General features: G+C 50.9%; 23 protein-coding genes. 13 read left to right on the top strand and 10 right to left on the bottom strand.

Features of this window, described 5'->3' with window-relative positions:
* Nucleotides 1-142 precede the first annotated feature (142 nt).
* The 10 genes from ACTJJS_RS07165 (at nucleotide 143) to ACTJJS_RS07120 (ending at nucleotide 10,737) form a co-directional block, all read left to right on the top strand.
* Nucleotides 143-775, top strand: coding sequence for a hydrolase (locus tag ACTJJS_RS07165; protein ID WP_168872251.1), 633 nt, complete (start codon nucleotides 143-145; stop codon nucleotides 773-775).
* Between the two features lie 123 nt (nucleotides 776-898).
* Nucleotides 899-2,191 (top strand): alginate export family protein, encoded by a 1,293-nt coding sequence (locus tag ACTJJS_RS07160; protein ID WP_440663043.1) that lies wholly within the window; start codon nucleotides 899-901, stop codon nucleotides 2,189-2,191.
* 20 nt (nucleotides 2,192-2,211) lie between these two features.
* Nucleotides 2,212-2,952: a M17 family peptidase N-terminal domain-containing protein gene (locus tag ACTJJS_RS07155; protein ID WP_440663042.1), complete on the top strand. Its 741-nt coding sequence runs from the start codon at nucleotides 2,212-2,214 to the stop codon at nucleotides 2,950-2,952.
* A gap of 10 nt (nucleotides 2,953-2,962) precedes the next feature.
* Nucleotides 2,963-4,840 (top strand): amidohydrolase, encoded by a 1,878-nt coding sequence (locus ACTJJS_RS07150; protein WP_440663041.1) that lies wholly within the window; start codon nucleotides 2,963-2,965, stop codon nucleotides 4,838-4,840.
* A gap of 9 nt (nucleotides 4,841-4,849) precedes the next feature.
* Nucleotides 4,850-5,281: a DoxX family protein gene (locus tag ACTJJS_RS07145; RefSeq protein WP_440663039.1), complete on the top strand. Its 432-nt coding sequence runs from the start codon at nucleotides 4,850-4,852 to the stop codon at nucleotides 5,279-5,281.
* A gap of 11 nt (nucleotides 5,282-5,292) precedes the next feature.
* Nucleotides 5,293-5,766, top strand: coding sequence for a Dps family protein (locus tag ACTJJS_RS07140; protein ID WP_440663038.1), 474 nt, complete (start codon nucleotides 5,293-5,295; stop codon nucleotides 5,764-5,766).
* A gap of 12 nt (nucleotides 5,767-5,778) precedes the next feature.
* A complete protein-coding gene (locus ACTJJS_RS07135; protein WP_440663037.1) occupies nucleotides 5,779-6,471 on the top strand; it encodes a YoaK family protein in 693 nt (230 codons plus the stop codon).
* A gap of 3 nt (nucleotides 6,472-6,474) precedes the next feature.
* Nucleotides 6,475-8,733 carry a tetratricopeptide repeat-containing sensor histidine kinase gene (locus ACTJJS_RS07130; RefSeq protein ID WP_440663036.1) on the top strand — a complete coding sequence of 753 codons (2,259 nt, stop codon included), beginning with the start codon at nucleotides 6,475-6,477 and terminating at the stop codon, nucleotides 8,731-8,733.
* 4 nt (nucleotides 8,734-8,737) lie between these two features.
* Nucleotides 8,738-10,105 (top strand): sigma-54-dependent transcriptional regulator, encoded by a 1,368-nt coding sequence (locus tag ACTJJS_RS07125; RefSeq protein ID WP_440663035.1) that lies wholly within the window; start codon nucleotides 8,738-8,740, stop codon nucleotides 10,103-10,105.
* Nucleotides 10,106-10,113: 8 nt separating this feature from the next.
* Complete coding sequence (locus ACTJJS_RS07120) at nucleotides 10,114-10,737, top strand: TMEM175 family protein (protein ID WP_440663034.1); 624 nt, start codon at nucleotides 10,114-10,116, stop codon at nucleotides 10,735-10,737.
* Here ACTJJS_RS07120 and ACTJJS_RS07115 read toward each other — a convergent pair.
* A complete protein-coding gene (locus ACTJJS_RS07115) occupies nucleotides 10,734-12,347 on the bottom strand; it encodes a sigma-54-dependent Fis family transcriptional regulator (protein WP_440663033.1) in 1,614 nt (537 codons plus the stop codon). The two genes, ACTJJS_RS07120 and ACTJJS_RS07115, sit on opposite strands and share 4 nt — an antisense overlap.
* 183 nt (nucleotides 12,348-12,530) lie before the next feature.
* Between ACTJJS_RS07115 and ACTJJS_RS07110 the strand changes: the two genes are divergently transcribed.
* Nucleotides 12,531-13,112 (top strand): Crp/Fnr family transcriptional regulator, encoded by a 582-nt coding sequence (locus ACTJJS_RS07110; RefSeq protein WP_168872241.1) that lies wholly within the window; start codon nucleotides 12,531-12,533, stop codon nucleotides 13,110-13,112.
* 3 nt (nucleotides 13,113-13,115) lie between these two features.
* Here the strand turns inward: ACTJJS_RS07110 and ACTJJS_RS07105 are convergent, their stop codons facing one another.
* From ACTJJS_RS07105 to ACTJJS_RS07085, 5 genes are all read right to left on the bottom strand, one after another.
* Nucleotides 13,116-13,733 (bottom strand): alpha/beta hydrolase, encoded by a 618-nt coding sequence (locus ACTJJS_RS07105; RefSeq protein WP_440663032.1) that lies wholly within the window; start codon nucleotides 13,731-13,733, stop codon nucleotides 13,116-13,118.
* Between the two features lie 7 nt (nucleotides 13,734-13,740).
* Nucleotides 13,741-14,676: a ring-cleaving dioxygenase gene (locus ACTJJS_RS07100; RefSeq protein WP_440663031.1), complete on the bottom strand. Its 936-nt coding sequence runs from the start codon at nucleotides 14,674-14,676 to the stop codon at nucleotides 13,741-13,743.
* Nucleotides 14,677-14,680: 4 nt separating this feature from the next.
* Nucleotides 14,681-15,001 carry a hypothetical protein gene (locus ACTJJS_RS07095; RefSeq protein ID WP_440663030.1) on the bottom strand — a complete coding sequence of 107 codons (321 nt, stop codon included), beginning with the start codon at nucleotides 14,999-15,001 and terminating at the stop codon, nucleotides 14,681-14,683.
* An 11-nt stretch (nucleotides 15,002-15,012) separates the two neighbouring features.
* A complete protein-coding gene (locus tag ACTJJS_RS07090; RefSeq protein ID WP_440663029.1) occupies nucleotides 15,013-15,735 on the bottom strand; it encodes a pirin family protein in 723 nt (240 codons plus the stop codon).
* 161 nt (nucleotides 15,736-15,896) lie between these two features.
* Nucleotides 15,897-16,718, bottom strand: a complete 822-nt coding sequence (locus tag ACTJJS_RS07085; protein WP_168872236.1) for an alpha/beta fold hydrolase — start codon at nucleotides 16,716-16,718, stop codon at nucleotides 15,897-15,899.
* A 204-nt stretch (nucleotides 16,719-16,922) separates the two neighbouring features.
* Between ACTJJS_RS07085 and ACTJJS_RS07080 the strand changes: the two genes are divergently transcribed.
* Nucleotides 16,923-17,780, top strand: a complete 858-nt coding sequence (locus ACTJJS_RS07080) for a helix-turn-helix domain-containing protein (protein ID WP_440663028.1) — start codon at nucleotides 16,923-16,925, stop codon at nucleotides 17,778-17,780.
* A gap of 94 nt (nucleotides 17,781-17,874) precedes the next feature.
* Complete coding sequence (locus tag ACTJJS_RS07075) at nucleotides 17,875-18,654, top strand: alpha/beta hydrolase (protein ID WP_440663027.1); 780 nt, start codon at nucleotides 17,875-17,877, stop codon at nucleotides 18,652-18,654.
* Nucleotides 18,655-18,737: 83 nt separating this feature from the next.
* Here the strand turns inward: ACTJJS_RS07075 and ACTJJS_RS07070 are convergent, their stop codons facing one another.
* From ACTJJS_RS07070 to ACTJJS_RS07055, 4 genes are all read right to left on the bottom strand, one after another.
* A complete protein-coding gene (locus ACTJJS_RS07070; RefSeq protein ID WP_440663026.1) occupies nucleotides 18,738-19,430 on the bottom strand; it encodes a DUF3823 domain-containing protein in 693 nt (230 codons plus the stop codon).
* A gap of 11 nt (nucleotides 19,431-19,441) precedes the next feature.
* On the bottom strand, nucleotides 19,442-21,313 hold the full coding sequence (locus tag ACTJJS_RS07065; protein ID WP_440663025.1) for a RagB/SusD family nutrient uptake outer membrane protein: 1,872 nt from the start codon (nucleotides 21,311-21,313) through the stop codon (nucleotides 19,442-19,444).
* Between the two features lie 10 nt (nucleotides 21,314-21,323).
* Nucleotides 21,324-24,464 (bottom strand): SusC/RagA family TonB-linked outer membrane protein, encoded by a 3,141-nt coding sequence (locus ACTJJS_RS07060; protein WP_440663024.1) that lies wholly within the window; start codon nucleotides 24,462-24,464, stop codon nucleotides 21,324-21,326.
* 113 nt (nucleotides 24,465-24,577) lie between these two features.
* The gene (locus ACTJJS_RS07055) at nucleotides 24,578-26,614 is read right to left on the bottom strand and encodes a beta-L-arabinofuranosidase domain-containing protein (RefSeq protein WP_440663023.1); all 2,037 of its coding nucleotides are present in this window, start codon (nucleotides 26,612-26,614) and stop codon (nucleotides 24,578-24,580) included.

The raw sequence follows: 26,614 nt of genomic DNA, 5'->3' as shown, positions 1-26,614 counted from the left end.
TCTGTAAATGCTTTTTTCGCTTTTTCATAATTCTACGAAATACCGTAAAGCCCCGATTCCCACGAAAACACATAACAAATTACATATCAATAGTTTACAAAGAGGCATCTGAATTGTCTTGCTGGCGCAAACTATTTTAAAAATGAAACCATCATCCAACTTATTGTCTCCCGACAATCATGCGCTGGTACTGATCGACTTTGAAGGTCAAATGGGCTTTGCCACCAAAAGCATTGCGCTGAGCGAGCTGAGGACCAACACCGCTATCGTTGCAGGTGCTTCCAAAATCTTCAACGTGCCAACTGTAGTAACGACTGTAGCAGAACAATCCTTTTCCGGCCCTGTGTTTCCTGAGATCGAAGAGTTTTATCCGCAGGCCACTTCTGGTTATATCGACCGTACTTCCATGAATACCTGGGAAGATGAAGCGGCCTATAAAGCCATCGTAGGCAAAGGAAAAAAGAAACTGGTGCTGGCAGGACTGTGGACAGGCGTATGCATCGTAGGACCGGCACTGTCCGCACTGGAAGAAGGCTATGACGTGTTCGTGATCACCGACGCCTGCGGCGATGTAAGCGCAGAAGCGCATGAACGCTCCGTACAAAGAATGATACATGCCGGTGTAAAACCCATGACATCCATTCAGTACCTGCTAGAGCTGCAACGCGACTGGGCCCGTCAGGACACGTACAAGGCTGTCACCGATCTGATGAAGAAATACGGCGGTGCCTATGGCATTGGCATCCACTACGCCCACCACATGCTGCAACACTAATTCATTCGCTAAAACCTGTTCCAATTGCCTTTAAAACGCCTTCCCCGTCTTTTTCGTTTAACCATATCCGTTATTATATTTCTTTCATCCGTTTCCCGGACAACAGGGCAAAGCTTTAAGCTGATGCGCTTTGACGAAGACTATTCGGGCCTGAAAGATTCTGCCCGTACCTTCTACCGGAAAATAAAATACACCGGCTTGTCCAATAACGGGAACGCCTATGTTTCATTCGGCGGTGCGGCCAGAATGGAATATGTCGATTTTAACAACGAAGACTGGGGAAGGCTGGGCATTGGGCACAACGCGTTTCTGTTGCAGCGTTATGACGTGCATGCAGACCTGCACCTGCACGAACGGTTCAGGATTTTCGCACAAATCAGAAGCGCCTGGGAAACCGGCAGAAGCAACGGTCCGCGCCCCATCGATGAAGACCACCTGAATGTACAGAACCTCTTCATCGATGCAGCCATCATCAACAGAAAAGACCAGCAGCTAACACTTCGCGCCGGCAGGCAGGAACTGGATTATGGCAGCGGCAGGCTTATCTCCGTCAGGGAAGGCCCTAACCTCAGGTTATATTTCGACGGCGCCAAACTGATGTATTCCACCTCACGATGGAGCATCGACGGATTTGCCATGATGGCCGACACCACCTACACCGGCGCTTTTGACAACAAGCGCGGCAAACAGGTGAACCTGTGGGGATTGTACAGCAAAATCATCATTCCCGCTTTTCCCAATATCGATTTGTACTACATCGGGATAAAACGTGACCGCTCATCGTTCGAAGAAGGCCTCAACAAGGAACTACGTCATACCGCAGGCACGCGGATATGGCGGTACGGCGGCGGTTTCATTTACAACCTGGAAGCCGCCTGGCAGTTCGGCACCTTTGGCAGCGGCCGTATCAATGCATGGACCGCCTCCGTGGAAGCGGGCTACCTGTTTGAAGACCTTCCCGGTAAACCGGCCATCAGCCTGCGAAACGACTATATCTCCGGCGACAGGAAAAAAGGAGATGGCGACCTTCAGTCTTTTAATCCCCTTTATCCTAAAGGCGGATACTTCGGATTCAGTCCGCAGATAGGCCCTGTAAACCTAATAGACTTACACCCCTATGCCACTATCAATATCGGTAAGAAGATACTGGCACAGGCGGATGTTGTGCTCAACTGGCGATACTCGCTACAGGACGGCATTTACAGGCCCAGCGGCGGATTTAACCTGGCAGGTTCTTCTTCCTCGGAAAGACATATCGGCACCGCCTATCTCGCCAGCTTCGTGTACAGCATGAACAAATTCCTATCGCTGAACTGCGGTTTTCAATATTTCAAAACAGGCGCCTTTATCCGCGACATGACACCTACGCCCAAAGACGGCCTGTTCTTCAACACCAGGGTCAGCTTCAAATTCTAACATGTAAAAAACGATAAACCATGAATAAAACATTTATTACCCGTTGCAGAGCACTCATTATTTCCATGAGTGTTTCTTTTCTTTTGCTGCATACCGTTACCCTTGTGGCACAACACGCCGACGTTAAAACCACGCCTATCGGCACGGCTAAGGTATGGGGCAAAGTAGATGGCATCTCCATCGTAGGACTGGTGCAAGGCCCTTCTGCCGCTGTAGCGCCTTTGCAGGTTGCCTGCGTATTTGAATACACCGAAGGCGACATCTTCAATCCCCCTGCCCTGCCTGCTGCACTCAACGGCATGGTACATCTCGACGACGCGCTCAAAGGACAGATCACCGAATTAAGAAAAAGTGGAAAGTTCGAAGGGCATTATCTCGAAACACTGCTGATCACCCCGCCCAAAGGCGCCATGAAAGCACCTAAGCTGCTGCTGATCGGCCTGGGGGACCGGAACCATTTTAATGCGGACATGATGGTTAGTGTAGGCGCCATCGCTCTCCGGGAAGCCACGCGTATCGGCGTGCCCGGCTTTGCCTTCGCCAGCGATATCAAAGATGCCGGCATCGATTCACCAACAGCATTGGTGGCTGCCAACGTCACCAAAGGGATTATTCAGGCCTGGCGCACCCAACGCTACCTGCAGCAGCAGCACCTCTCTCCCGTGAAACCGATGACCAAAGCCATATTGCTGGCCGGTCCCGCGTTTTTTGAAACCGCCGGAGAAGGTATCAAAGAAGCCATTGCATCCTTTAACAACTAAATGCTTCCTTATGAATAAAAAAGCTGATCTCATTTTATATAACGGGAAGATACATACGGTAGATCCCTCCAATCCAAAAGCCACGGCCGTCGCCATCAGCGATGGCCGGTTCCTGGCAGCAGGCGATGACAATACCATCCTTCAGCAATACGCCGCAGCAGCAACGGTGCAGATAGACCTCAAAGGAAAACGTGTCATCCCGGGGCTCAACGATTCCCATATCCACCTTATTCGCGGAGGCCTTAACTATAACCTTGAATTGAGATGGGACGGCGTGCCTTCTCTCTCCGATGCTTTGGCCATGCTGAAAAAGCAGGTAGCTGTCACGCCATCTCCCCAGTGGGTAAGAGTGGTGGGCGGATGGACGGAACATCAGTTTGCCGAAAAAAGAATGCCTACGCTGGATGAAATCAATGCCATCGCACCGGACACGCCTGTCTTCATTATGCACCTGTACGACCGGGCTTTGCTGAACCGCGCCGCGCTTCGTGCCGTGGGCTTCACCAAAGACACGCCCGCTCCTCCCGGCGGCGTCATCGAAAAGAACAGCAAAGGGGAACCCACAGGACTGATCCTTGCCAGTCCCAACGCCATGATCCTGTATTCCACCCTGGCCAAAGGACCGAAGTTGTCCTACGAGCATCAGGTCAACTCCACCCGCCATTTTATGAAGGAACTGAACAGGTTTGGCATTACCAGCGTCATCGACGCCGGTGGCGGGTTTCAAAACTTTCCTGACGACTACCGGGTGATCAGCGAACTTCACCAAAAACAACAACTGACGGTCAGGATCGCCTACAATCTCTTTACACAAAGGCCCAAACAGGAACTGGAAGATTTTAAAAACTGGACCAGCACGGTGAAACTTCACCAGGGAGATGAGATGTACCGGCACAACGGCGCCGGTGAAATGCTGGTGTTCTCCGCAGCAGACTTTGAAGATTTCCTGCAGCCACGGCCGGATCTGCCGGAAACGATGGAAGCTGAACTGGAAAAAGTGGTGCGCCACCTCGTGGAAAACCGCTGGCCTTTCCGGTTGCACGCCACCTATAACGAAAGCATCACCCGCTTTCTCGACGTCTTCGAGAAAGTGAACAGGGACATTCCTTTCAATGGGCTGCACTGGATATTTGATCATGCGGAAACTATCGATGAACGGAACATCGACCGGGTAAAGGCCCTGGGCGGCGGTATCGCCGTACAGAGCAGGATGGCCTTCCAGGGAGAATACTTCACTGACCGCTATGGTAAAACAGCAGCAGCGCACACACCGCCGGTAAAACGGATGTTGCAGGCAGGCGTACCGGTAGGCGCCGGCACAGACGCCACCCGCGTTAGCAGCTATAACCCATGGATAGCACTTTACTGGCTTTCTGCCGGCAAAACCGTGGGCGGTCATCAGTTGTATGATGATGCCACCAAAATAAGCCGGGAAACAGCGCTCGAATTATATACCAAAGGAAGTGCGTGGTTCTCCAGCGAACAGGATAACAAAGGCAGCATCAAAACCGGTCAGCTGGCCGATCTGGCCGTACTGGACGCCGACTATTTTGAAGTACGGGAAGAAGCCATCAAACATATTGAATCCGTCCTGACGGTCGTAGGCGGCAAAATTGTATATGCCCGCGATGAGTTCTCTCATTTTTCACCTGCTCCCATCGCTGTGCTCCCGGACTGGTCGCCTGTCAACCAGTTTGGCGGTTATTATTCCGCGGCCGGAAACAAGATAGCAGCACCTGCCGCCGCCGTGGCCAGCCAGGTGCATTGCTGTGCCGGCAGCTGCGATGTGCATGGCCATGATCATAATGCTGCCCGGTTAAGTAATATCCCGGTCAATAACTACACTGCTTTCTGGGGTGTCTTCGGATGCTCCTGTTTTGCTTTCTAAATATTTTTTATGAAAGATATCATCCAACATATCCTGTATTCGGATGCCGGCAGTATGCTCAACAACTATGCGTTGCTGGCTTTCCGCCTGCTGCTTGCGCTGGAGCTGTTCCGCGTACACGGCATGAAAAAATTCCGGCTGGAAAACGGTCAGAAGGAACATGTTCCCAATCCGTTACATCTGCCGGAAAAGCTGAACGGATGGGTGGCCACCTTCTCCGATACAGTCGTGCCGTTCCTGATGGCACTGGGGCTGGGCACACGGCTGGCTGTCCTGCCTACTATCGGCGTGACCGCCATCGGCTATTTTGTGGTACACCGTAAGGACAGCGCCGAAGTGCGGGACGTTCCCTATATGTACACCTTATGCCTGTTATTATTGCTGGTACTGGGGCCGGGACGTTATTCCATCGACGTACAATACCTATCTCACTTATTTTAAATCCTTAACACATGCAAACCAATATCGGTATCAAACAAGAACACCTGGCCTCCGTGGCCCATTCACTGGGTAAAATGCTGGCAGATGAATTCATCCTGTACACTAAAACACGGAAAGCCCACTGGTGCGTAACAGGGCCCGATTTCCACAGTAAGCACCTGTTCTTTGAAAGCCAGTACCAGCAACTGGATGAGATCATCGACGGCATAGCGGAACGTATCCGTACGCTGGGACATTTTCCTCCTGCCACGCTGAAAGAATTCCTCGCCCTTACCCATCTCACAGAAATGACAAGAGAGAAAAATGACAGCACAGGGTTCATCAAAGACCTGCTGCATGATCATGAAAACATTCTTATCCATCTCCGGGAAAACATCAATGGCTACGCCACCGCCCTGCATGATGCGGGCAGCAGCGACTATATCACGGGGCTGATGGAAACACATGAAAAAATGGCCTGGATGCTCAGAGCCCACCTGGAATAAATTGTAATTAGTATGACAGAACAACAACATAGTATTAACTGGGTGACCTTCCTGCTGGCATGGGTGGCAGGATATTGCGATACCGCTACTTTTGTGTCCGGCGACTCCATTTTTTCCGCGCATGTTACCGGTAATTTCATCGTGTTTGCCGCACAGGTATCTTCCGGAAGCACCAGCGCCGCCGCGTGGATCAAGCTGCTCACTTTTCCTGTATTTGTGATAGCTGTCATGGCCGGCGGATGGCTGGCAGAAAAATCAGCAAAAAAATACCGCATTTTACTGGCAGAAGGCCTAATTTTGACGGCTTGCGGATTAACTGCTTTTTTCCTGCCGATATTAACATCTCTGGAAGAAAAACCGGTAACCTATCTTATCGTCATGGTCACTGTATTGGGTATGGGCTTACAGAACGCCTTCGGGAAGCTCTTTGCCAAAGAGACCCATGGCCCTACCACCATGATGACGGGTAATGTCACACAAGCCGCGCTGGACCTGGGTAATCTTATCCGGAAAGGTACGCTGGGCAATGAAATTTCGGTGTCCAGCCTTAAAAAGCAAACTGTCACCATCGGCGGGTTCCTGGCCGGCTGTATCATCGGCGCCCTGATGGCCCGGTGGGTGGGACTGGGCGCTATCGTCGTTCCCGGCGTGGCCATCGTGATTTGTTACCTGCAGGGAGAAATGTCCGCGCCAAAAGAAGGGTAACCTATGCTGTCATTCATCATCAATTCCCGGCGGAAGGTACTGCTGCTCCTGTACCTGCTGATACCGGCATCTATACTGGCACAGTCAGATACCGACACAGGCAAAGCCCGTGAGCTGCTCCGGCATGGCAAGGCCGATACGGCCACTATTGCCCGCATGCTGCGCGTAGGCGAAGCCTTCCTCGACAAACCTGAGTCATGGGAAGAAGATATGAACATGGCCTTCCGGATGGCAGACCAGATGGAAGCCCTGAGCCGGCAAATCAATTACCCCAGAGGCCTTGGTCTGAGCAAACTGCTGCGGGCCAAGGCCTTCCGCGAATCCGGGCATGCCGGCCAGGGAAGGGGCAGCAGCGAAGAAGCCCTGCAACTGCTTACCCAATATGGCACTATCAACGAGAAAGCACAGGCCATCATTGAATTGGGGGGCACCTACTCCAACGAACCGCAAGACCTTCCCCGCAAAATCGCGTTATATCAACAAGGGACAGACATCTACCTGAAAAACGGGCAAAAACAATCCGCAGCGCAGCTGAAAGAGTTCATCGGTGACCTCATGCAGGTAAACAAAGACTATGACGGCGCCCTGCGCGTACTGTTGGAAGCACTGGCCATCTACAAGGAAACCGGCTACCAGCGGCTACAGGGCCTGTACTCTGTGATCGGCGGCGCTTACCACGGTGCCAATAACTTTGTACAGTCGCTCCGTTACAACCTGCTGGCAGTGGAAACAGCTGAACAGCTCAGAGAACAGGGACCGCTGATGACCACTATCTACAACCGCGTTGGCCTTAACTATTTCAGCGTACAATACTATGACCAGGCGCTTGACTATTTTGATAAAGCGCTGGCACATGCAAGAACACTCCGCGATACCAGCACCATCAAAGCATTATTGCTTAACATCTCTGACGCCCTGCGGAACCAGGGAGCATATACCAGCAGCCTGGACACCCTGCATGTAGTGGAAAAACTGCCTACGGCCCTGGAGAAACACGAAATAATACAGATTGAAATCGGTTACCTGAGAGATTATATCGCACTACATGCCTTGTCTAAGGCCGCTCCGCACTACGAGAAACTGAAAAAAATACTGGAGAACGAAGAGGAAATACCAGTCTTCACACAGGTGGTCAGGCTGGCACTGATCTTCTATCTGCAGCAAACAGGCCGCTTCAACGATGCTGCACCGTATCTCAACGCTTACCAGCAACACGCCAGGGAATTCCCCGGCGGACTGGTACGACAGGCAGAAGCCGCACTGCTGGCTTTCCGCTCCGACTCCGCACTGGGCAATCTTCCCGGCGCCATCACGCACTTTCAGCATTATAAACAGCTGTCGGATTCAGTGACCAGCACTACGCAAAGCAAACAACTCGATGTGCTCCGGCTACAATTCGAAACAGAAAGAAAAGATAAAGACATTGAGCTGCTGACGCAGAAAAGCAAGCTACAGGAAATCTCCCTCCAGAAAGGAAGAGTGTTCCGCAATGTGATCACCGGCAGCATCTGTGCACTGCTGCTCATACTGGCATTATTGTACAACAGGTACCGGCTGAAGAAAAAGAACGCCGTACGACTGGAAAAACAACAGGAAGCTATCCATGCACAGAACGAACTGCTGAAAAAACTCGTGGATGAAAAAGAATGGCTGCTGAAAGAAATACATCACCGGGTGAAAAACAATCTCCAGATCATCATCAGCCTGCTGAACACACAATCGCGGTACCTCGATAATGCCGATGCCATTGCCGCCATCAAAAACAGTCAGCACCGTATGTATGCCATGTCCCTGATCCATCAGCGGCTATACCATACAGACAATCTCGGCGCCATCGACATGCACTGGTATATCAGGGAACTGACAGGATTTATGGAGGAGAGCTTTGATACCGGCGCTAAAATCACTTTCTGCATCGATAGTGAAGTCATCCTGCTGGACGTAGTACAGGCCGTTCCACTGGGACTGGTCCTCAATGAAGCCGTAAGCAACGCCATCAAGTACGCTTTTCCGGGCGACCGCCACGGCACCGTGGCGATCACCCTCAAAAAAGACGGTGCGCAATATTGCCGGCTGGCCATTACTGACGATGGCGCAGGGCTGCGTCACGACTTCGTTCCGGAAGAGTCCCAGTCACTGGGCATGAGCCTCATGAAAGGGCTGGCCGAACAATTGGAAGGCTCCTTTCAGATAAAAAGCAGTGAGGAAGGTGTTTCCATACAGGTGCTTTTTTTAATAAGATCGATCAACCAGGTAAACTGATATTATGGCTGACAAAGAAAAAATACTGATCGTAGAAGACGAGTTCATTGTGGGCAACGACCTGAAAATGATGCTCGTCAAAGGCGGTTACGATGTGTGCGGCATTGCCGCCTCTGTGGAGCAAGCCAGAACGCTGATTGCCCAAAAACAGCCGGATTGGGTACTGCTCGACATCATCCTGAAAACGCCCACCAGCGGTATTGAACTGGCCAAAGAACTATTGCAGCTCCGGATACCGTTCCTGTATATTTCCGCCAACACCAACCAACAAACCCTCGAAGCCGCCAAGGCCACCCAGCCATATGGCTTCCTCGTAAAACCGTTCCGGGAGCGCGACCTGTTTGTCATGCTCGATATCGCCCGTTACCGCCACGGCGTGGAAACCGGTATGATAAGAGAAGAGACGGCCGCCATGCCTGTGGAAACAACGCTCGATCCGGATATCATCGGCAGCAGTACCGCCATGAAAAAAGCACAGGAGCAGGCCGGCATAGTGGCGCCTACCAATACGTCCGTATTGTTGTTGGGCGAAAGCGGCACGGGCAAAGAACGTTTTGCCCGCGCCATTCACAAAAATTCATTACGGAAAAATAAACCTTTTATCACCGTCAACTGCGCGGCCCTGCCCGTTTCCCTGCTGGAATCAGAGTTGTTCGGCCACGAACGCGGCGCCTTCACCGGCGCGGTACAGAAGCGCATTGGCAAATTTGAACAGGCGCATGGCGGCACGCTCTTTCTTGACGAGATCGGGGAACTGCCGCTGGAAGCGCAGGTGAAGCTGCTACGTACCCTGCAGGAAAAAGAAATCGAAAAACTCGGCGGCGGCCAGCTCACCAAAGTGGACATGCGCGTGATTGCCGCTACCAACAGAAACCTGGAGAAAGAAGTGGCCGAAGGCCGGTTCCGGCTCGACCTCTACTACCGGCTCAACGTATTTCCCATTGCACTGCCACCGCTACGCGAACACAAAGAAGACATCCGTCCGCTGGCCCTTTATTTCCTGCAAAAACTTTCCGGCAACACCGGCAAAAAAGTATCCGGCATAAGTGAAGCAGTCCTGCAAACGCTTGAACAGCACGACTGGCCTGGCAATATCCGGGAACTGGAACACCTGATAGAAAGGCAGTTCATCTTGACCGACGGGGAACAAATCAGTTCTATAGAAATACCGGTGTCCCGCATGCCGCAGATAGCTGCAGCGGAAAAACTGGAAACGATGGAAGAGATGGAAAGGGCGCACATCCTGAAAGTGCTGAAAGCCTGCAACGGCCGCGTATCCGGCGAATTGGGCGCAGCGGAAGTACTTAAGGTGTCTGCGCAAACACTGTATTCAAAGATGAAAAAACTCGGTATAAAAACTACCTATAAATAAACTGCCTGATGGAAAAAGAAACGGCAAGAATAGAAGGCTTCAGCGATGGTGTGTTTGCGATTGCGATCACATTGCTGGTATTGGAACTACGTATACCCGATGCCGATAGTAACGACAACGCCCGCTCGCTGGCCGGCAGCCTGTTGGCACAATGGCCGTCCTTCCTGGCTTTCAGCCTGTCTTTTTTCAGCATCTTCATTATGTGGGTCAACCATCACAAGATGTTCAAGCAAATCTACCGGCGTAACAGCACGCTGATGTTTGCCAACGGACTGGTGCTGTTTTTAGCTACTTGTATCTCCTATCCGACCGCCCTGCTGGCACGGTACTATGGCACACCTTCCCTGACCGTGGCCGTGGCGGTGTATACCGGGCTGTTTGTATTGATCAACCTTGCTTTTAATTTATTGTGGAGCATTGCCAGCCGGAACAGGGAACTGCTGCGGCCGGAAATCAGCAATGCCGCCATCAGGAAAATAAAACGAAACTATCAGTATGGCATTCCGGTGCATGTGTCGGCATTCCTGCTTTCCTTTTGCTGGCCCGGCGGCGCTTTGATACTGTGCGCCATACTCTGGACCTATTGGGCTTTTACTTCAGGCAGGCTGGATTTATCAACCGGCAAGGCTTAACCAGATTCTTTCCCGGTATCAATAAAATGTTCCTTGCGGATACCCAGCTTCTGCATTTTTGAGATCAATGTGGTGGAAGGCAGTTGTAACTTGGCCGCTGCGCCATGAGGCCCGGATATCCTGCCTTTTGACAATTTCACCATTTTGAGGATGTGTTCCCGTTCCACGTCTGCGAGTGAACGCACCGGTGTTTCAGCCCCCGGCTGAGCGAACAACATTTTACTCCTGGCCGGCAGGTTCACTTCTGTAATAACGTTAGTGGAGGTAAGCAGCACCGTTCTTTCTATCAGGTGTTCCAGTTCCCGGATATTGCCCGGCCATGCATATGCCTTTAATTTCTCCAGTGCTTTAGGCGCGATGCCGTCTATCTTTCTGCCACTGCTGGCGGCATATTTCTCCATAAAAAAAGAAACCAGCTCCGGTATGTCCTCTCTGCGTTCGCGTAACGGTGGCAGCATAATGGGAAACACGCAGAGGCGGTAGTACAGGTCGCTGCGGAAACGGCCCGCAACAATTTCCGCTTCCAGGTTTTTGTTGGTAGCGGCGATGATGCGCACATTTACTTTTATTACCGATTTTCCGCCGATCCGTTCGATTTCCTTTTCCTGCAAAGCCCGCAGTAATTTGGCCTGCATTTCCGGCGGCAACTCTCCTATCTCGTCCAGGAAAAGCGTGCTGTTATCGGCCAGTTCAAACTTGCCAATTCTTCTTTCCAGGGCTCCGGTGAAACTGCCTTTTTCGTGGCCGAACAATTCACTTTCCAGCAGGCTGGCCGGAATAGCGGCGCAGTTCACCTTGATCATCAGTTTGTCGCGCCGCGGCGAAGCGTCATGTACCCCATGCGCAATCAGTTCTTTGCCCGTACCGGTTTCTCCAAGGATTAATACCGTAGCATCGGATGACGCTACTTTTGACACAAGGTCATATACTTTCCGGATAGCCGGCGAATCGCCGACGGCTTTTCCGGTAAGATGTTTATCTTTTTTCCGTTCTTCCTTCAGATAACTGTTCTCCTGCTCCAGCTGTATTTTATATTTCCGGATTTCTTCCAGCTGCAATTCTATTTTTTCATTCGCGAGGATATTGGAGACGCCCGTTCCCAACTGGTCTGCGATGCTTTTGAAAAAACTGAACCGGCGCTTTGAAAAAACGCCCTGTTTCATGGCATAGAGATACAAGACCCCTTTGGGCTCTTTACCGTTGCAAACCCTTACCAGCATCATTTCCTTCACACCGGAGTTATACCAGTGAATGACATAGGCTGGAATGTTCCGCTGGCGTATCAGGCTTCGCAGCTCAAACACCACCGGTTCTTCCGTCTCAACAGCCTTGTTGAAGACGCCATCATCAACAGGATGCTGCAGGTGGATGACCGGGCTTTCTCCGGTGACGGTTTTTATTTTCTTTTCCTGGCTGTACAGAAAGGGCGAGTGGGTGCGGGTATCTTCATGAATGAGGCAAAGCGTGTAATAGCTCGCGCCGATGTTTTCCAGCAGTTGTTCATTGACGATCTCCCACAGATCAGCGCGGTGCCGGGCTGCCGCTATGGCTTTCGAAAAACAAAGCAGCGTTTCAAATTCATCGTTTTTACCGGAAATCTGTGTGTTCATTATACAATATTACAAAAGCGCTTATAAATTTACGATATATCGTAAGACCGTATTTTATTGTAAAAATATTACAAATTGATAATCAGCAACATACGATCCGGTATATGGTTTGGCTGTACGGGTAACTTCCATTATAAAAAGCTGGAAGCGGCACAACATCTAATAACCTATCTTTAGTAGACTATGTTTGAACAGATTGATCAATTCGTGGACCGTATCATCTCCCTGACGCCGGAAGAGCGCCAGTTATTTCATTCCCTGCTTAAATTCAGGCGGGTAAGGAAACGTACTTACCTGTTGCAGGAAGGTGAAATTTGTGACTTTGAAGCATATATCGTTAAAGGTTGTATCCGCACCTATTATCTGAGTGATGACGGCACAGAAACCATCTTGTCCTTTGCCATAGAAGACTGGTGGGTGAGCGACACTTACAGTTTTACGGAGCAGAAACCCTCCAATATGTTTATCGAATCACTGGAGGACTGTGAGCTGCTGATCATAGACCGTAAAAGCAAAGCTGCCCTGTATGAAAAAATACCGAAGTTCGAGACTTTGTTCCGGTTACTGATCCAACGCTCGCTCTTTGCGCTGCAACGGCGTTTTCACAGTCTTGTATCACAAACTGCCGAGCAGCGGTATCTTGCTTTTCTCGAAAAATACCCCCAGGTAGTGCAACGCGTGCCACAGAACCAGATAGCCCGTTACCTGGGAGTATCGCCCGAATTTTTAAGCAAAGTGAGAAGCACCATACAGAAAAAGAAATAGCGGTCAGCTAAATACCAGTTCACTGGCCAGCCTGATCTCATCTTCGATGATGGTATGTCCCATATTGTCGTATATCTTTTCCGTTACGCCCGCTCCCATCTTTTGTAAGATGGCAGTAGATTCATGTACCCGTTGCACGGGTACATGGAAATCGGGATTGGAGCTGCCGATGAAGACAGGCATTCCATCAAAAGTACCGTTATAATTTTCCTGATATATTTTATCGCCGATCAATCCACCGGTGAAAGCCACGGCGCCACCATACTTCGCAGCATTCCTGGCAACGAATTCCAGTGTCAGGCAGGCGCCCTGGGAAAAGCCCAGAAAATAAATATGCTCATGCGTAATGCCCTGCTGCTGCAAATCGTCCGTCATTTTTTTCAGTAAGTCCAGCGCGGAAGAAAGCCACGGTTCGTTCTGCGCCGGCGGCGCCAGGAAAGACTGCGGATACCAGGTATGATTGGTGGCCTGCGGCGCCAGCAACGCATAATCGCTCACCGGCAACCACCTGGCCAGCGACAGGATATCTTCTGCCGAAGCACCCCTGCCATGCACCATGATCAGCGCCTTCGTCGCCGTGGCTATTGGTTTCCCTGCTGTAACAATATTCTCTTTATGCATTTGAAAATTATTTTAATACCGGTAATACTTTTTCAATCTCACCTCTGACCGGTTCATACTGTTTCGGAAGTTTAAGACCGGTGCCCAGCTGTTCCAGCGGTTCGTCCACGGTGAAACCGGGATTATCAGTAGCAATTTCGAACAGTACGCCACCCGGCTCCCTGAAATAAAGAGAGAAGAAATAATCCCTGTCAATTTTAGGAGTGATCTCCAATCCTTTGCTAAGTATCTTTTCCCGGTATTCCATCTGAATCGCATCATTTGCCACCCGGAAGGCCACGTGGTGATTGGTGCCTGCGCCGGTATGCCCTCTCTGGCCTTCAGGCAGTGCCAGCAGATCGATGATGCCGGCATTGGCCACAGCGTCCGTGATGAAGCGGTAACGGTCCCCTTCCTGTGCCAGCAGGCGGTAACCGAAGATGTCTGTCAGTACGCCGGCGGTAGCGTCTATTTCTTTCAGTGACAAAGTAGCGCTGTGAAAACCCCTGGTAGCGATATCCGCTTTTACCTCATCTGTCTGCCACGGCGTGCGGGTATCGGGAGTTTTCGGCACCATCAGGTTGATCTGAAGCCCGTCAGGATCAGTGAAAGAAAGATAAGGTTCGCCGAAGTGTTCTGTTATTTCGGAGAAAGAAACATTAAAACGGGACAAACGTTCTTTCCATGCCTCGAGGCTGCCTTCGGGCACTGCGTAGGTAATTTCCGTGGCCATGCCGGTGCCGGTGCGGCCGGGCATAATATTTTCCCAGGGGAAGAAAGTCAGGATAGTACCTGGTGTACCATGCTCATCACCGTAGTAGAAATGGTAGGTGCCGGGATCGTCAAAATTAACGGTCTTTTTGACCATTCTCTGTCCGAGTACTTTTGTATAAAAATCGTAGTTGCGTTGGGCATCGGCCGCAATGGCGGTGATATGATGAAGTCCCAGTATTTTATTTTCCATAGTATTAGTTTTTATTGTGATCAAGTGCGGCGCGCAGCTCATTTTCGAGCAGCCCGCTGCCGCCCCCGTAATGTCTGATAACGATAGTGGATGGATGATGCATGCGGACTGCCTCGCGGAACGTTTCTTCATCCGCCGCGCTTACGCCCACACATAGCAGTATTGCATGGTAGTTGCCGGCCCTTATTTTCTCCAGGCCATCTTCTTTGGTGAGGGCAATAATACCTTCCCACCCTGCATGACTGTTCAGCAGCCGCTCTACCACCTGCATAATGGCAGGATCATATCCGATGGCGAGCAGTTTTAACGACATATTGTTGTTCATGTTGATAGTTATTACTGATGAATCACCATAGGCACTTCCATAAGCAATAGACGGGCGTCATCGCTCAGTGCTTTTATTTCAATCGCTGAAGTTCCTGATATGCCCAGCCCGTCTCTTGCGGACAGTTCTTTTCCATCAACGGAAAAGCGGCCGTCTATCACAAACGCATACACGCCGTTGTCCGACAGGTGAAGCGGATAGGTAAAGGCAGTGCCATGATCAAAATGGCCGGTGCTGAACCATACGTCTTTACGGACATAGCTCCCGTCCGGGCTGTCAGGCGTGACAAATGCATGCAAGCGGTTCCTGGTGGCGTCCTGTTGCAGCTGTCCCAGCGTGTACCGTGGCGCTGTGTTCAGCTCTTCAGGATACACCCAGATCTGCAGGAACTCGGCCACTTCGTCCTGGCTGTTGTTGTATTCGCTGTGAAACAGGCCGCTGCCGGCATGCATCACCTGAATGGTCCCCGCGGCGGCGACGGCCTTGTTACCGGCTGAATCTTCATGTTTAAGGCTGCCTTTCAGCGGGATACTGATGATCTCCATATTATCATGCGGATGAAGGCCAAATCCTTTACCAGCCGGCAGGGTATCGTCATTCAATACCCGCAGGGCGCCAAAACCCATTCTCCGGGGATTGTAATAGTCGCCAAAACTGAATGTCTTGCGGCTGTCCAGCCAGTCATGGTGGTCATGTCCCCGGCTGTCTGCTTTATGAAAAATGTACTGTACCATTGCCTTTATGTTTATACTACAAAGTTCCGTTATACCGGCAGGCCGGCCTATGAACCAGGTTAAGAAAACGGATTAATCTAGATTAAGAATTTCAGGGGCAGGGCAACAGGAAAGCAGCCCGGGCGGTCCCGGGCTGCACTCATAAGCAACTTCCAGTTATTTTACGCTTTGATAAAAGCCAGCAGGTCCGCATTGATAGTAGCAGCCTCAGTAGTAGGCATGCCGTGCGGGAAACCAGGATAGGAAATCAGTTTACCGTTCTTCAGCAGCTGGGCAGCTTTTACGCCGGTAGTAGCAATCGGAACAATCTGGTCATCTTCGCCGTGCATCACCAGCACAGGCACATCCACGCTCTTCAGGTCTTCGGTGAAATCCGTTTCTGAAAACGCTTTGATACAATCATAATGAGCTTTGATAGCGCCCATCATTCCCTGGCGCCACCAGTTGTCCATGATGCCCTGGGACTTTTTAGCGCCTTCCCGGTTGTAACCATAGAAAGGAATGGTGAAGTCCTGGAAAAACTGTTGCCTGTTAGTGGCAGTATTGACGCGTATTTCGTCGAATACAGACATCGGAACGCCGTCAGGGTTGTTGTCATTCTTCACCATAATAGGCGTTACAGCACTTACCAGCACCGCTTTGGCCACGCGTCCCTGTCCGTATTTAGCGACATAGCGGATCACTTCCCCACCACCGGTAGAGTGACCGATATGCACCGCATTTTTTAGGTCCAGCGCTTTCGCCAGTTCCGCTACGTCAGATGCGTAGGTGTCCATATCATGTCCAATGGCTGTCTGGCTGGAGCGTCCATGGCCTCTGCGGTCAAAAGCGATCACCCGGAACCCCTGGTTCAGGAAAAAAATCATCTGGGCATCCCAGTCGTCACTTGACAATGGCCAGCCGTGATGGAATACCAGCGGTTGACCAGTTCCCCAATCTTTGTAGTAAATCTCAGTGCCGTCTTTTACTGTAATCTTGTTCATGTCTGCAGGTTTTGAAGGTTTGTGAATTGATATGTTTGAAAAGCAGGAAATAAATCATTATTGCACCACAAAAATCGTTCATCAAATACCCAACACCCAATAACCTATCTTAAGAATCAGCCTTAATCTAGATTAATATTCGACAGACAATAAAAATTATACCTATATTATAGATAGATGTAATTTTATCTCCAAATATCCTAAATGAAACTCAAACTAAAAGAGGACAATACCGGCGGTGAATTACTGCTGTTTAAAGATGAGCCTGGCCTGGACAGACAGGTATTCACCAAAGACCGGTTCAATAAGTATTTCACTATCGCCTGGAATCCCGGCAAAAGCCAGACTGTCACCATCGATGGAATGGAATATGAATTCCCTTCCAATAGCTTATTAACATTATTATTCAACCAGTCATTCAGCTTTGAGCATACTGAAACTATTGTAGCGTGGCAGTTCAACCGGGAATTCTACTGCATCATCGACCATGATAGCGAAGTTAGCTGTGTAGGCTTTCTGTTCAGCAGTACAGACCACCTTATTGTAAAGCTGAGCGGGCACGCACAGCAAAAGCTGCAGTTACTCTCTGATGTATTTATAGAAGAGTTCAAGACATCAGACCATATCCAGCATGAAATGTTGCTGATGTTATTAAAGCGTCTCATTATCTACGTGACCAGCCTGGCTAAATCCGGATATTTGCCTTCCAGAAAGGTTCCAGACGAGCGGTTCCATATTATTCGGAAATTCAATCTGCTGGTCGAAGCCAACTTCAAAACAGAACACTCCGTCAGTTTTTATGCCGGACTATTGTGTAAGTCCCCCAAAACACTATCGAACCTATTTGCGTTATATAATCAGAAAACCCCATCACAGATCATTCAGGACAGAATTGTGGTAGAAGCCCGAAGGTTACTGGTATACACAGACAAATCCATTAAACACATCACCTTTGAGTTGGGATTTGAAGACATAGCGTATTTTTCCAATTTCTTCAAAAAGAACACCGGCACATCACCTTCCGACTTCAGAAACAAAGGGGGTTCCGAAAAAGGGAAATAATCACAACAAACCGGGTATTATGCTCATCAGACAGGCCTGCTTTTCGTCGCATCTTTGTATCGTTGATTCGAACAAACACTTCAACACTATAGATATGAAAAAGCAAACACTCTTCAACTCCCTGAAAAGTACCATCCTGGCTCTCACCCTCGTTCTTTTCACTTTCACTGCCGCCAATGCGCAGAGTATTAAAAACATAGTATTGGTACACGGTGCCTTCGCTGACGGTTCCGGCTACAAAGGTGTCTATGAAGCACTTACCAGGCAGGGTTACCATGTCACCGTGGTGCAAAACCCGCTGACCTCCCTCGAAGACGATGTTAGGGCCACCAAACTGGCACTGGATGCGCAAGACGGACCGACCATTCTTGCCGGCCACTCATGGGGAGGTGTCGTTATTACTGAAGCAGGCAATCATCCTAAGGTAGCCGGACTGGTATACATCGCCGCCTTCCAGCCCGACAACAATGAAACAGCTCTCAAATGGGTCCAGACTGCGCCTCCAGCTCCTGAAAACGGAATATTGCCCGCAGACGCCAACGGTATTGTTTACTACGACAAAGCGAAATTCCACGCGGGTTTCTGCGCGGATGTAAGCAAGGAAGATGCTGCCTTCATGTACGCCTCACAGGGTGCATTCTACGCCAAATGTTTTATTGCACCAGTCACCGACGCTGCCTGGAGACATAAACCTGCTTTTGGTATCGTGGCTACAGAAGATAAAAGCATCAACCCTGATATCGAACGGAATATGTACAAACGCTCCAACACCAAAGTAACTGAGATAAAAGGCAGCCACGCTGTATATATATCACAGCCCCAAAAAGTAGCCAACGTCATTATCGAAGCCGCAAAAACAGTATCCGGTAAATAACCCCTGACGACATTTCATATAAAAAGAAGACCGGAAAAATTCTTCCGGTCTTCTTTCGTTGATTGTCCTCGTTCGCTGTTCCTTTACATTTTTTGTTCGATGACCGGAGAGAAGATCATATCCTCCACCCCCTCTATTTTGACGCCCACCCGGACAAACACCGATGACTGCACCGGATTGACAGCAGGCACATTCACCTGCAACGTAACATTGCCCGGGTCCTGGATATCGCCGCCATTCATGCTTTGTGTGGCGATATTATTGATACCGTCCACAAACTGCGTCTTGTTAACGTATAACGTAACACGCTCTATGTTTTTAGCGCGGGCATCCGTGATGATCTTCTCCAGTTTACAGTTGGCTGTTACCTGGCGGCCGGTGGCGCTCATTTTAGTGTTCCTGACCATATAATAGGGCAATACCTCTATGTCCATGGTACGGTCCCCTTTCAGCTGCAACAGCGTGGTATCAGTATGGCTGGCCGCATCCGGCAGCGTAAGATAAGGTCCCTGTCCCTGGGGCAGTACCAGCTGGTAGTTACCGTCAAACAGCAGCGAGGAAAAAGAGCCGTCCTGTGCTACCGCCACGTTGATGGGCGTACGTTTTCCCCAGCCGGATTCCCACAGTTCAAAAAACACTTCGCCATGGCTGACATTCACCGCTTCTCCCTGGTAGGTGATACGGCCTTTAAAAGTGGTGCCGGGCGCCGGGTAGTTGTCTTTTTTACAGGAGGCCGCCAGTAATACTATGATGATGATAAATAGATTGTTTCTCATGTGAATGGATTTTACTGGTTAGGATTTTTGATCACCAACGGGTTGTTGTTCCGGATATCATCTCCAATAAAAGAGTAATAGTTGCCCAACCTGAACTGGTGCGCACTCGTAACATTGCTGGGAATTACTTTTTTGAACACCCATTTGCCGTCCTGCGGTGTACCAGGATTGTAGATACGGTATGGCAACAGCCCAAAGACGCGGGTACTGGTGGAACGGGCACTTTCCGGGTGGATGGTCAAATCAGTGGAAAGGCCGTCCCACACTATGTGCGCAAGGCGCCAGCGTTTCATGTCCCAGAGTTGATGGCCTTCAAAGGCCAGTTCTACTTTTCTTTCATGCACAATCCGGTCGAAGGTAATATCACCCGGGGTAAGCGGGACCGTCAGACCCGCACGTGCCCGCACCTGGTTGAGATAACCTGCCGCCGTGTTTTTATCGCCCAGTTCAAAAGCCGCTTCCGCAGCGTTGAGCAGCACTTCCGCATAACGGTAACGCACCCACCATACTTCGCTTTTGGTGCCGATGCGACCAGAGCCAACTGCGGGGTCCTGGTATTTACGCACATAAAATCCTGTCTGCGCGCTGAATTCCAGATTATCGATCGGCCCGTCAAAACCCACTACCTGTATACGATTGCCGCCTACAACGGCTTGTCCGCCGAAGTTGTTGGCCGTTACGATGCTGCCGTCTTTCAGGATATAGCCCGCCCAGATATCTACTTTTTTGCTTTTGAATTCCGTCCCGGGAAGTATAACGGTGCCTGCTAAACGGGCATCCCGGCCGGCAAACATATCTTCCGGTTTATCATAGTAGATGTAATCGCCGCCGGGCGTATTGGTGGCATAGGGCGCAAAGGTGTTGTCCAGTTTTTCGAAAGACTGCACCAGGTTGAGCGATGGATTGAGCCGGCCGCCCTGCTGCTCTTCCGCGAGGGAACGGGGTTGGTTGGCCAGCGTCCATTCCTCAACTTTGCCGCTTTGCAGTTTGAAATCCTTCACGAAAATAACTTCAGGATTGCCGCCTTTGTCATAAAACAGCGCAGCGAAATTCTCGGACAGATTGTCCGGCTTTTTGTTGTACAGCGCGTATTTGCCGCTGTTGATCAACTGCTGCGCTGCTGCCAGCGCCGTTTTATAATAGCCGTCTGCCATAGAAGCAGGAATACCCACCTCACCACCGGGCAGTGATACCTGCGGCGTAGTAGCCCCGTATTTTGCGATGGACGCGGCATACAGGGCAGCACGTGCTTTGGTGGCGAGCACCAGCCCCTTAGTGGCGCGGCTCTTAATATTGGCATCATCAGGCAATGCCGGCATAATGGCATCCATCTCCTGGATCACAAAATCATAGATCTCCGATTCTTTCTGACGGGGTCTTTGCAAGGCACCGGGATCTCCTTTATAGTCATAGGTCAGCGGCTCCAGTACCAATGGCACGCCACCCATACGTTTTACCAGCTCGAAATACACATTGGCCCGCAGGAAACGCGCCTCCGCCAGGAAACGGTCCCTGACCTCAGGCTTCAGCAGGTTCGCTTTGCCGCACTTTTCGATGAACAGGTTCAGCTCACGGATGTAACCATAATCCCAGTAGCCCCAGGAGCCATAATTATATTGCTGGTTCTTATGCCGCCCGTACTGCCCCGACTCAGAAGCAAAGGCTTCATCAAAAGCGGCAAATTCCGACCAGTTTTCGATGGTCTGATAATCGGGATAACGGTCGTACAGGTTGGCTATCACGGATAATACCAGCACTTCATCTTTCCATACCTGCTCATCCAGCAGAATATTGCTGGGCGCACGGTCCAGAAAATTATCATTGCTTTTCACACACCCGAAGAGGGTCAATATCAACAGCATATAAAAACCATACGTTCTCATAAAATAGCTTTTAGAAAGTGAGATTGAAACCAACGTTGATAAACTTGTTCTGCGGATACTGTAGTCCGTTCTCGTCGGCTATTTCCGGTTCAATGCCCAGCTGCTTCACATTATCAATGGAAAACAGGTTGTAGGTGTTCACGTACAGACGGACTTTCTTCAGCTTGATCCTGTCCAGCCAGGGCTGTGGCAGCGTATATCCCATTTCCATGGTCCGCAGGCGGATATAATGTACGTTGGTCAGCCAGAAGGTAGATGGTTTGTTATAGTTACTGTGACCGCCATCATTGAAACGCAACGCCGGGTACTTACCGGGTATCCACTGGCTGTTCACATCAAACGGGTCCTGCCTGTGCCATCGGTCTTCATAGAATTGTTTCAGCAGGTTGCCGTTGTTCTGATAAGGCCAGCGCATCTCCCAGTTTTGAGAGAAAGAATACAGGGAGCCGCCGGAGAAATCGGCAGAGAAATCGATGCCTTTCCAGCGCACACCGATATTAAAGCCAATACCGATGGTAGGATTGCCGGTGGTCTGATAGCCAATAGGGCGCATGTCCAGATCGTTGATGATCCCGTCGCCATTGGCATCCTTGTAAATCAAATCACCGGGCAACATGGTCTTATTGCCTTTTCCGTCAATGTTGACAGGATAATGGTTGATTTCCTCCTGTGATTTAAACTGGCCTACCACTTCATATCCCCAGTAAATACCGCTCCAGCGGTTTTCCTGTGAATTGCGGTAGTGGTCCAGGGAGTTGCCCCACAGCGGCTTATACGATTGTAGGAAACGGCCACGGGAGTACGAAAAATTACCGCCCACCATAAACTGCACCTGCCCTATTTTTCCGTTGTACGCGGCGGATATCTCTCCGCCGACCTGCGCGTCGCTGTTCACATTTTCATCGGGCAACGCATACCCTATTTCGCTGGGCACCAGGATATCATATTTGGGCCCCCGCAATCCGGTACGCTTACGGTAGAAATAATCCACCGCGCCGGTCACTTTACCGTTCCACAGCGAGTAGTCGATACCGATGTCTGTGATGCGGGACACGAACCAGGAAAGGCGGTTATTCGGAACGCCTTTGTCTGCGGAGCCGACCACCACCTGGCCGTCGAGGATCACTTTGGAAGTATTGTAATTATAACCTGACATATAATCGTAAGCGCCGATACCGATATCATCATCGCCCAGCTCACCGTAGGAAGCACGCACCTTCAGGTCGGTGAGGATACTGTTGCGCCCGAGGAGATTGCGGAAAAACCCTTCCTCTGTAATACGCCACCCGGCTGATACAGAAGGGAAGAAACCCCAGCGTCTGTCTGGCGCGAATTTCCAGGAAGCATCATTTCTTCCGGCGACTTCCAGGAAATACTTATCCGCATAGCTGTAGTTGAGGCGGCCGATATAGCCGATCCTCGCCTGCGTATTATCGTTATCGTTATAGGTGTCCATATCGGCAAACTGGATCAGTGGCAACACGTTGTTTTTAGGAACGGCATGCAGCCACACGTCCAGCTCCCGGCGAACGATACGTTCTGCCACAAAAGTGGCGCCGATGCTATGTTTACCGAACGTATTCGCGTAGTTGGCCTGTCCTTGTGTTACCTGCTCCAGTATTTTACGGGTGCCTCTTTCGCGCCAGGGATTGGAGCTGCCGCCGGTACGGCGGTAGGTGCTGTCCTGCGGATAAAAAGTATAGGTGTCGTAGGTGTACTCGTGGCCATCCATCTGCCGGTCGGCAAAATAGTAGGAGTACATGCCTTTGAGCGTAAGCCCTTTTAAGGGTGTATTGTACTCTGCGTTCAGGTTGGTCTGTAGTACGCGCCAGGTCTCCGTCCAGTAGCCGGAGATGGCTTTGGTCTGCACCGCCCAGTTTTCTGTGTTATGGCCAATATCGTTGGGATAGGCGGGGTTGTCATTGGCGTAAGGCCGTTCTGTGGGACGGTTGCGGAACAAAGCAAAACGCGGCGCCCAGTAGTCGTCTCCACCTGGTACGCCAGGGTTGTCGCGTTCCTCGATGCGGCCATTGATCTGCACGCCCACTTTGAGGCGTTTGGTAATCCGGGCGTCCACGTTGCTCTGGATATTGGTACGATTAAAATCGAACTCACGGCCCAGCACGGACTTCTGGTCAAGCCGGGTAACCGACAGGTAGTAGTTGATGTTCTCAGAACCACCGGTAGCGTTCACGTTAATAGAGCGTTGTGGTGCGTTCTTTTTGATGATGAAGTCGTACCAATCGAAGCTCTGATAACCTTTCTCCGTGCCGGCTTTCCATTTTTCCAACTCGGCCGGCGTGATTTGTGTGCCGGGATTTTCGCGGTTCATTTCTGCCTCGGCTTTGCCCAGCATCCATTCGTAGGCACCTACTGTTTTGGGAAAACGTGACCAGTTCTGCCATCCCGTATAACCGTCTACGTTAATCAGGTTGCCGCTGCCCATGCGACCGCGCTTGGTGGTCACCACCACTACCCCGTTGGCGGCACGTACGCCGTAAATGGCCGCTGATGCGTCTTTTAGCACAGTAATGCTTTCAATGTCGTTAGGAGAGATGTTATTAAACTGTCCTGCGTCTTTTTGTATTCCGTCGATCACATACAGCGGGTTGCCCATGTTACGGATCTGGATATTGGCAGAAGCGCCGGGCCGGCCGTCGGGCATACGGAAGCTCACGCCGGGTATTTTACCTGCCAGCGTAGCACTGACGGTAGAGCCATGTACCCGCTCTATGTCTTTGGCCGTGATGGCGGATACCGCACCGGTCACCGACTCTTTGCGCTGGGTGCCGTATCCCACCACGATCACTTCGCCCAGCCCCTTGTTGTCTGGTTCCAGCTGTACCAACATTGGTTTACCGGGGGTAACGGGTAATTCTTTTCGTTGATAACCTACATAACTAAAAACGAGAATGGCTTGTTCGTTGGGCACACTGAGGGAAAAGGCGCCGAGGTCATTGGTGGAGGCGCCTTTGGCGGTGCCTTTCACACTTACACTGACGCCGGGCAGCGGACTGCCTTTATCATCCGTGACTTTTCCGGTAACAGGAATGTCCGCAGCAAGTGCCGGAATGCCTGTCAACAACAGTAACCAAAAGACAATAAGGGGCAGGTTCCGGGCAAAGCCCGGAAATGGTAACACTGTTTTCATAACGAGTATGTTTTGGGTGATTTTGGTTTCCCACCCCCGGGCCTTCCCGACGGGTGGCTGTTAGTTAAGTTTTGGTTTTGTCATCACATGGAAAAAATACTGGTGTCTATATCCTATCTGACTACGGGAAATGCTACGATTCTCACTTTGGTACATCCATAAGGGACCAGGGTGATCGTTTCTTCTTCAGCTGCGGTTTGCCCTTTATAAGTGCCCTCGCGGGTGGTGACAGGCTGCGGCGCCACATCGTCCACTAATTGCCAGGCTGGTATTCTCTTAGCGGAGGTGGTAATACTGACGGGGGCATGTTCCAGGTTCCAGACGAAATCATTGGTCACAGGCTTTCCCTGGTGAACGGTAAAACTTTGCACAGGCGCTTTCACGGCTTTCTCCAGCAGGCCGTAATTCCATGGGCCTTCCGGGAATATGCTGAAATATTCGCCTTCATGTTCATCCCGCCCTTTCTCCCATCGTTCATTTAACTTCAACGCATATACGAGCGGGCCTCTTTCCACGGCGCGGGAGTTACGTCCCCAGGCGGACACTGTTACTTCCATCGGCATTTGCAGCACCAGCTGGTCCTTGTCTTTCCACGCTCTTTGCAGTGTAACGACCTGGCCACCTTTCTCACGGCGCAACGGCTGCCCGTTGAGCGTGATCACCGCCTCGCGGCACCATGACGGGATACGCAGCTGCAGCGGGAATTCCACCGTACCGGCAGTCTGGAAAATGAAACTGACCTGCCCATCGAAAGGATAGGCCGTCTCTTCCCTGATAGTGACGGCCTGCTGTTGTTTGCCCACTTTGGCGGTGACTTCATTGGGGCTGTAAGTCAGTGCCGCCAGGCCATGATCAGGCGTGCCATACCAGAGGTGCGAGGCAAACTTCGTCCAGCCCTGGTGCATATTGGACGTGCAACAGGTATACCCGCTGCGCAGGCCATACACGTTATTCATCCCTCTTTCAAAAGGCAGGGAGAAGTTAAACACGCCTTTTTTCACCTGTACCTGGTTGGCAATCTGGAAATATTGTTTGTTGTTGTAGTCGTCGGTTGTCTGTGTAGGCAGTGCATTGAACGTCATACGTTCGAGGGCGTCCATGTAGCGGATATCACCCGTGATCCCTATTGTTTCTTCCAGGGAAAACATGGACTCTACGATGGCGCACAGTTCGGTGCCCTGCGTAGGGGCGTTGCCGTGAAGGTCTTCATCGGCAGAGAAGATGCCCATGGGCAGGCCATGCAGGGTCATGAGGTCATGGAAGCCGGTCTGGAGTGAATCGAGGTATCGCCGGTCGCCGGTACGCTGATAGTTGACTGCCGGGTCTTTCAGGCCCATGGCCACATTAACGCCATGGCGGTGCATCCATTGATGGTCGTCCTGCTGAGTGGCTGCGTCTATCACCCAGTTGCGGTTGCCCAGCCAGGTAGTCCAGGGATAACTCTGCCGCTGTATTAGTGCTGCCAGCTCCAGCAGCGACGGGTCTTTCGTTTGCTGATACAGCCATTGCACCACCAGCGCATTGTCAGCGCCGCGGGAAGTGGCCCATTCTGTCCATTGGCCAATGGGACATTTCTTCAATACCTGCAACTGGTACTGAAAATATTTTTTCATGAAGGGGAGCACGCGGTTGTCGCCGGTGGCCGAATAGTACTGTTGTAGTACTTTCAGCATCACCATTTTAGGCCACCAGTCTTCCCCCGCCTGGGGATTATTAACGGTGACGGCTATATTTTTTTCGCGCTCGGCCTGAGTGATGGGGCCAAAATAACCAGATGGACGCTGGTGATCCAGCGTCCAGTTAATATAGCGTAGCACTTTTTGTTTGAGCGCGGCATCATCCAGCAGATAGGCCAATGGTACCGCGCCGTCCAGCCAGTAGGGCGTCTCTTCCCAACCATCACCTTTCCCGCCCAGCCAGCCGTTATCGTTTTTTATTTTATTATGGACTTCATCAAGATGGCCGCTGCTGCCATCGCGCATGACCTGCAACTGATGAAGCAGCCAGCCGCGGGGTTTCACAGTACCTAACGGTAACTCCCGGTATGCCGGTACTTTAAAAACAGGAGTAACCGGCGAATGATGAGCATTCGCCGGTGTAAAGCCAACTATAATGGATGTGAGTGCGAACAACGTGGAACGGAAGCGCAT

Source organism: Chitinophaga sp. 22308, from assembly GCF_052045305.1.
GTDB classification, from domain to species: domain Bacteria; phylum Bacteroidota; class Bacteroidia; order Chitinophagales; family Chitinophagaceae; genus Chitinophaga; species Chitinophaga varians_A.
The sequence above is the reverse complement of the archived record's forward strand: the minus strand, read 5'-3'. Positions and strand labels throughout refer to the sequence as shown.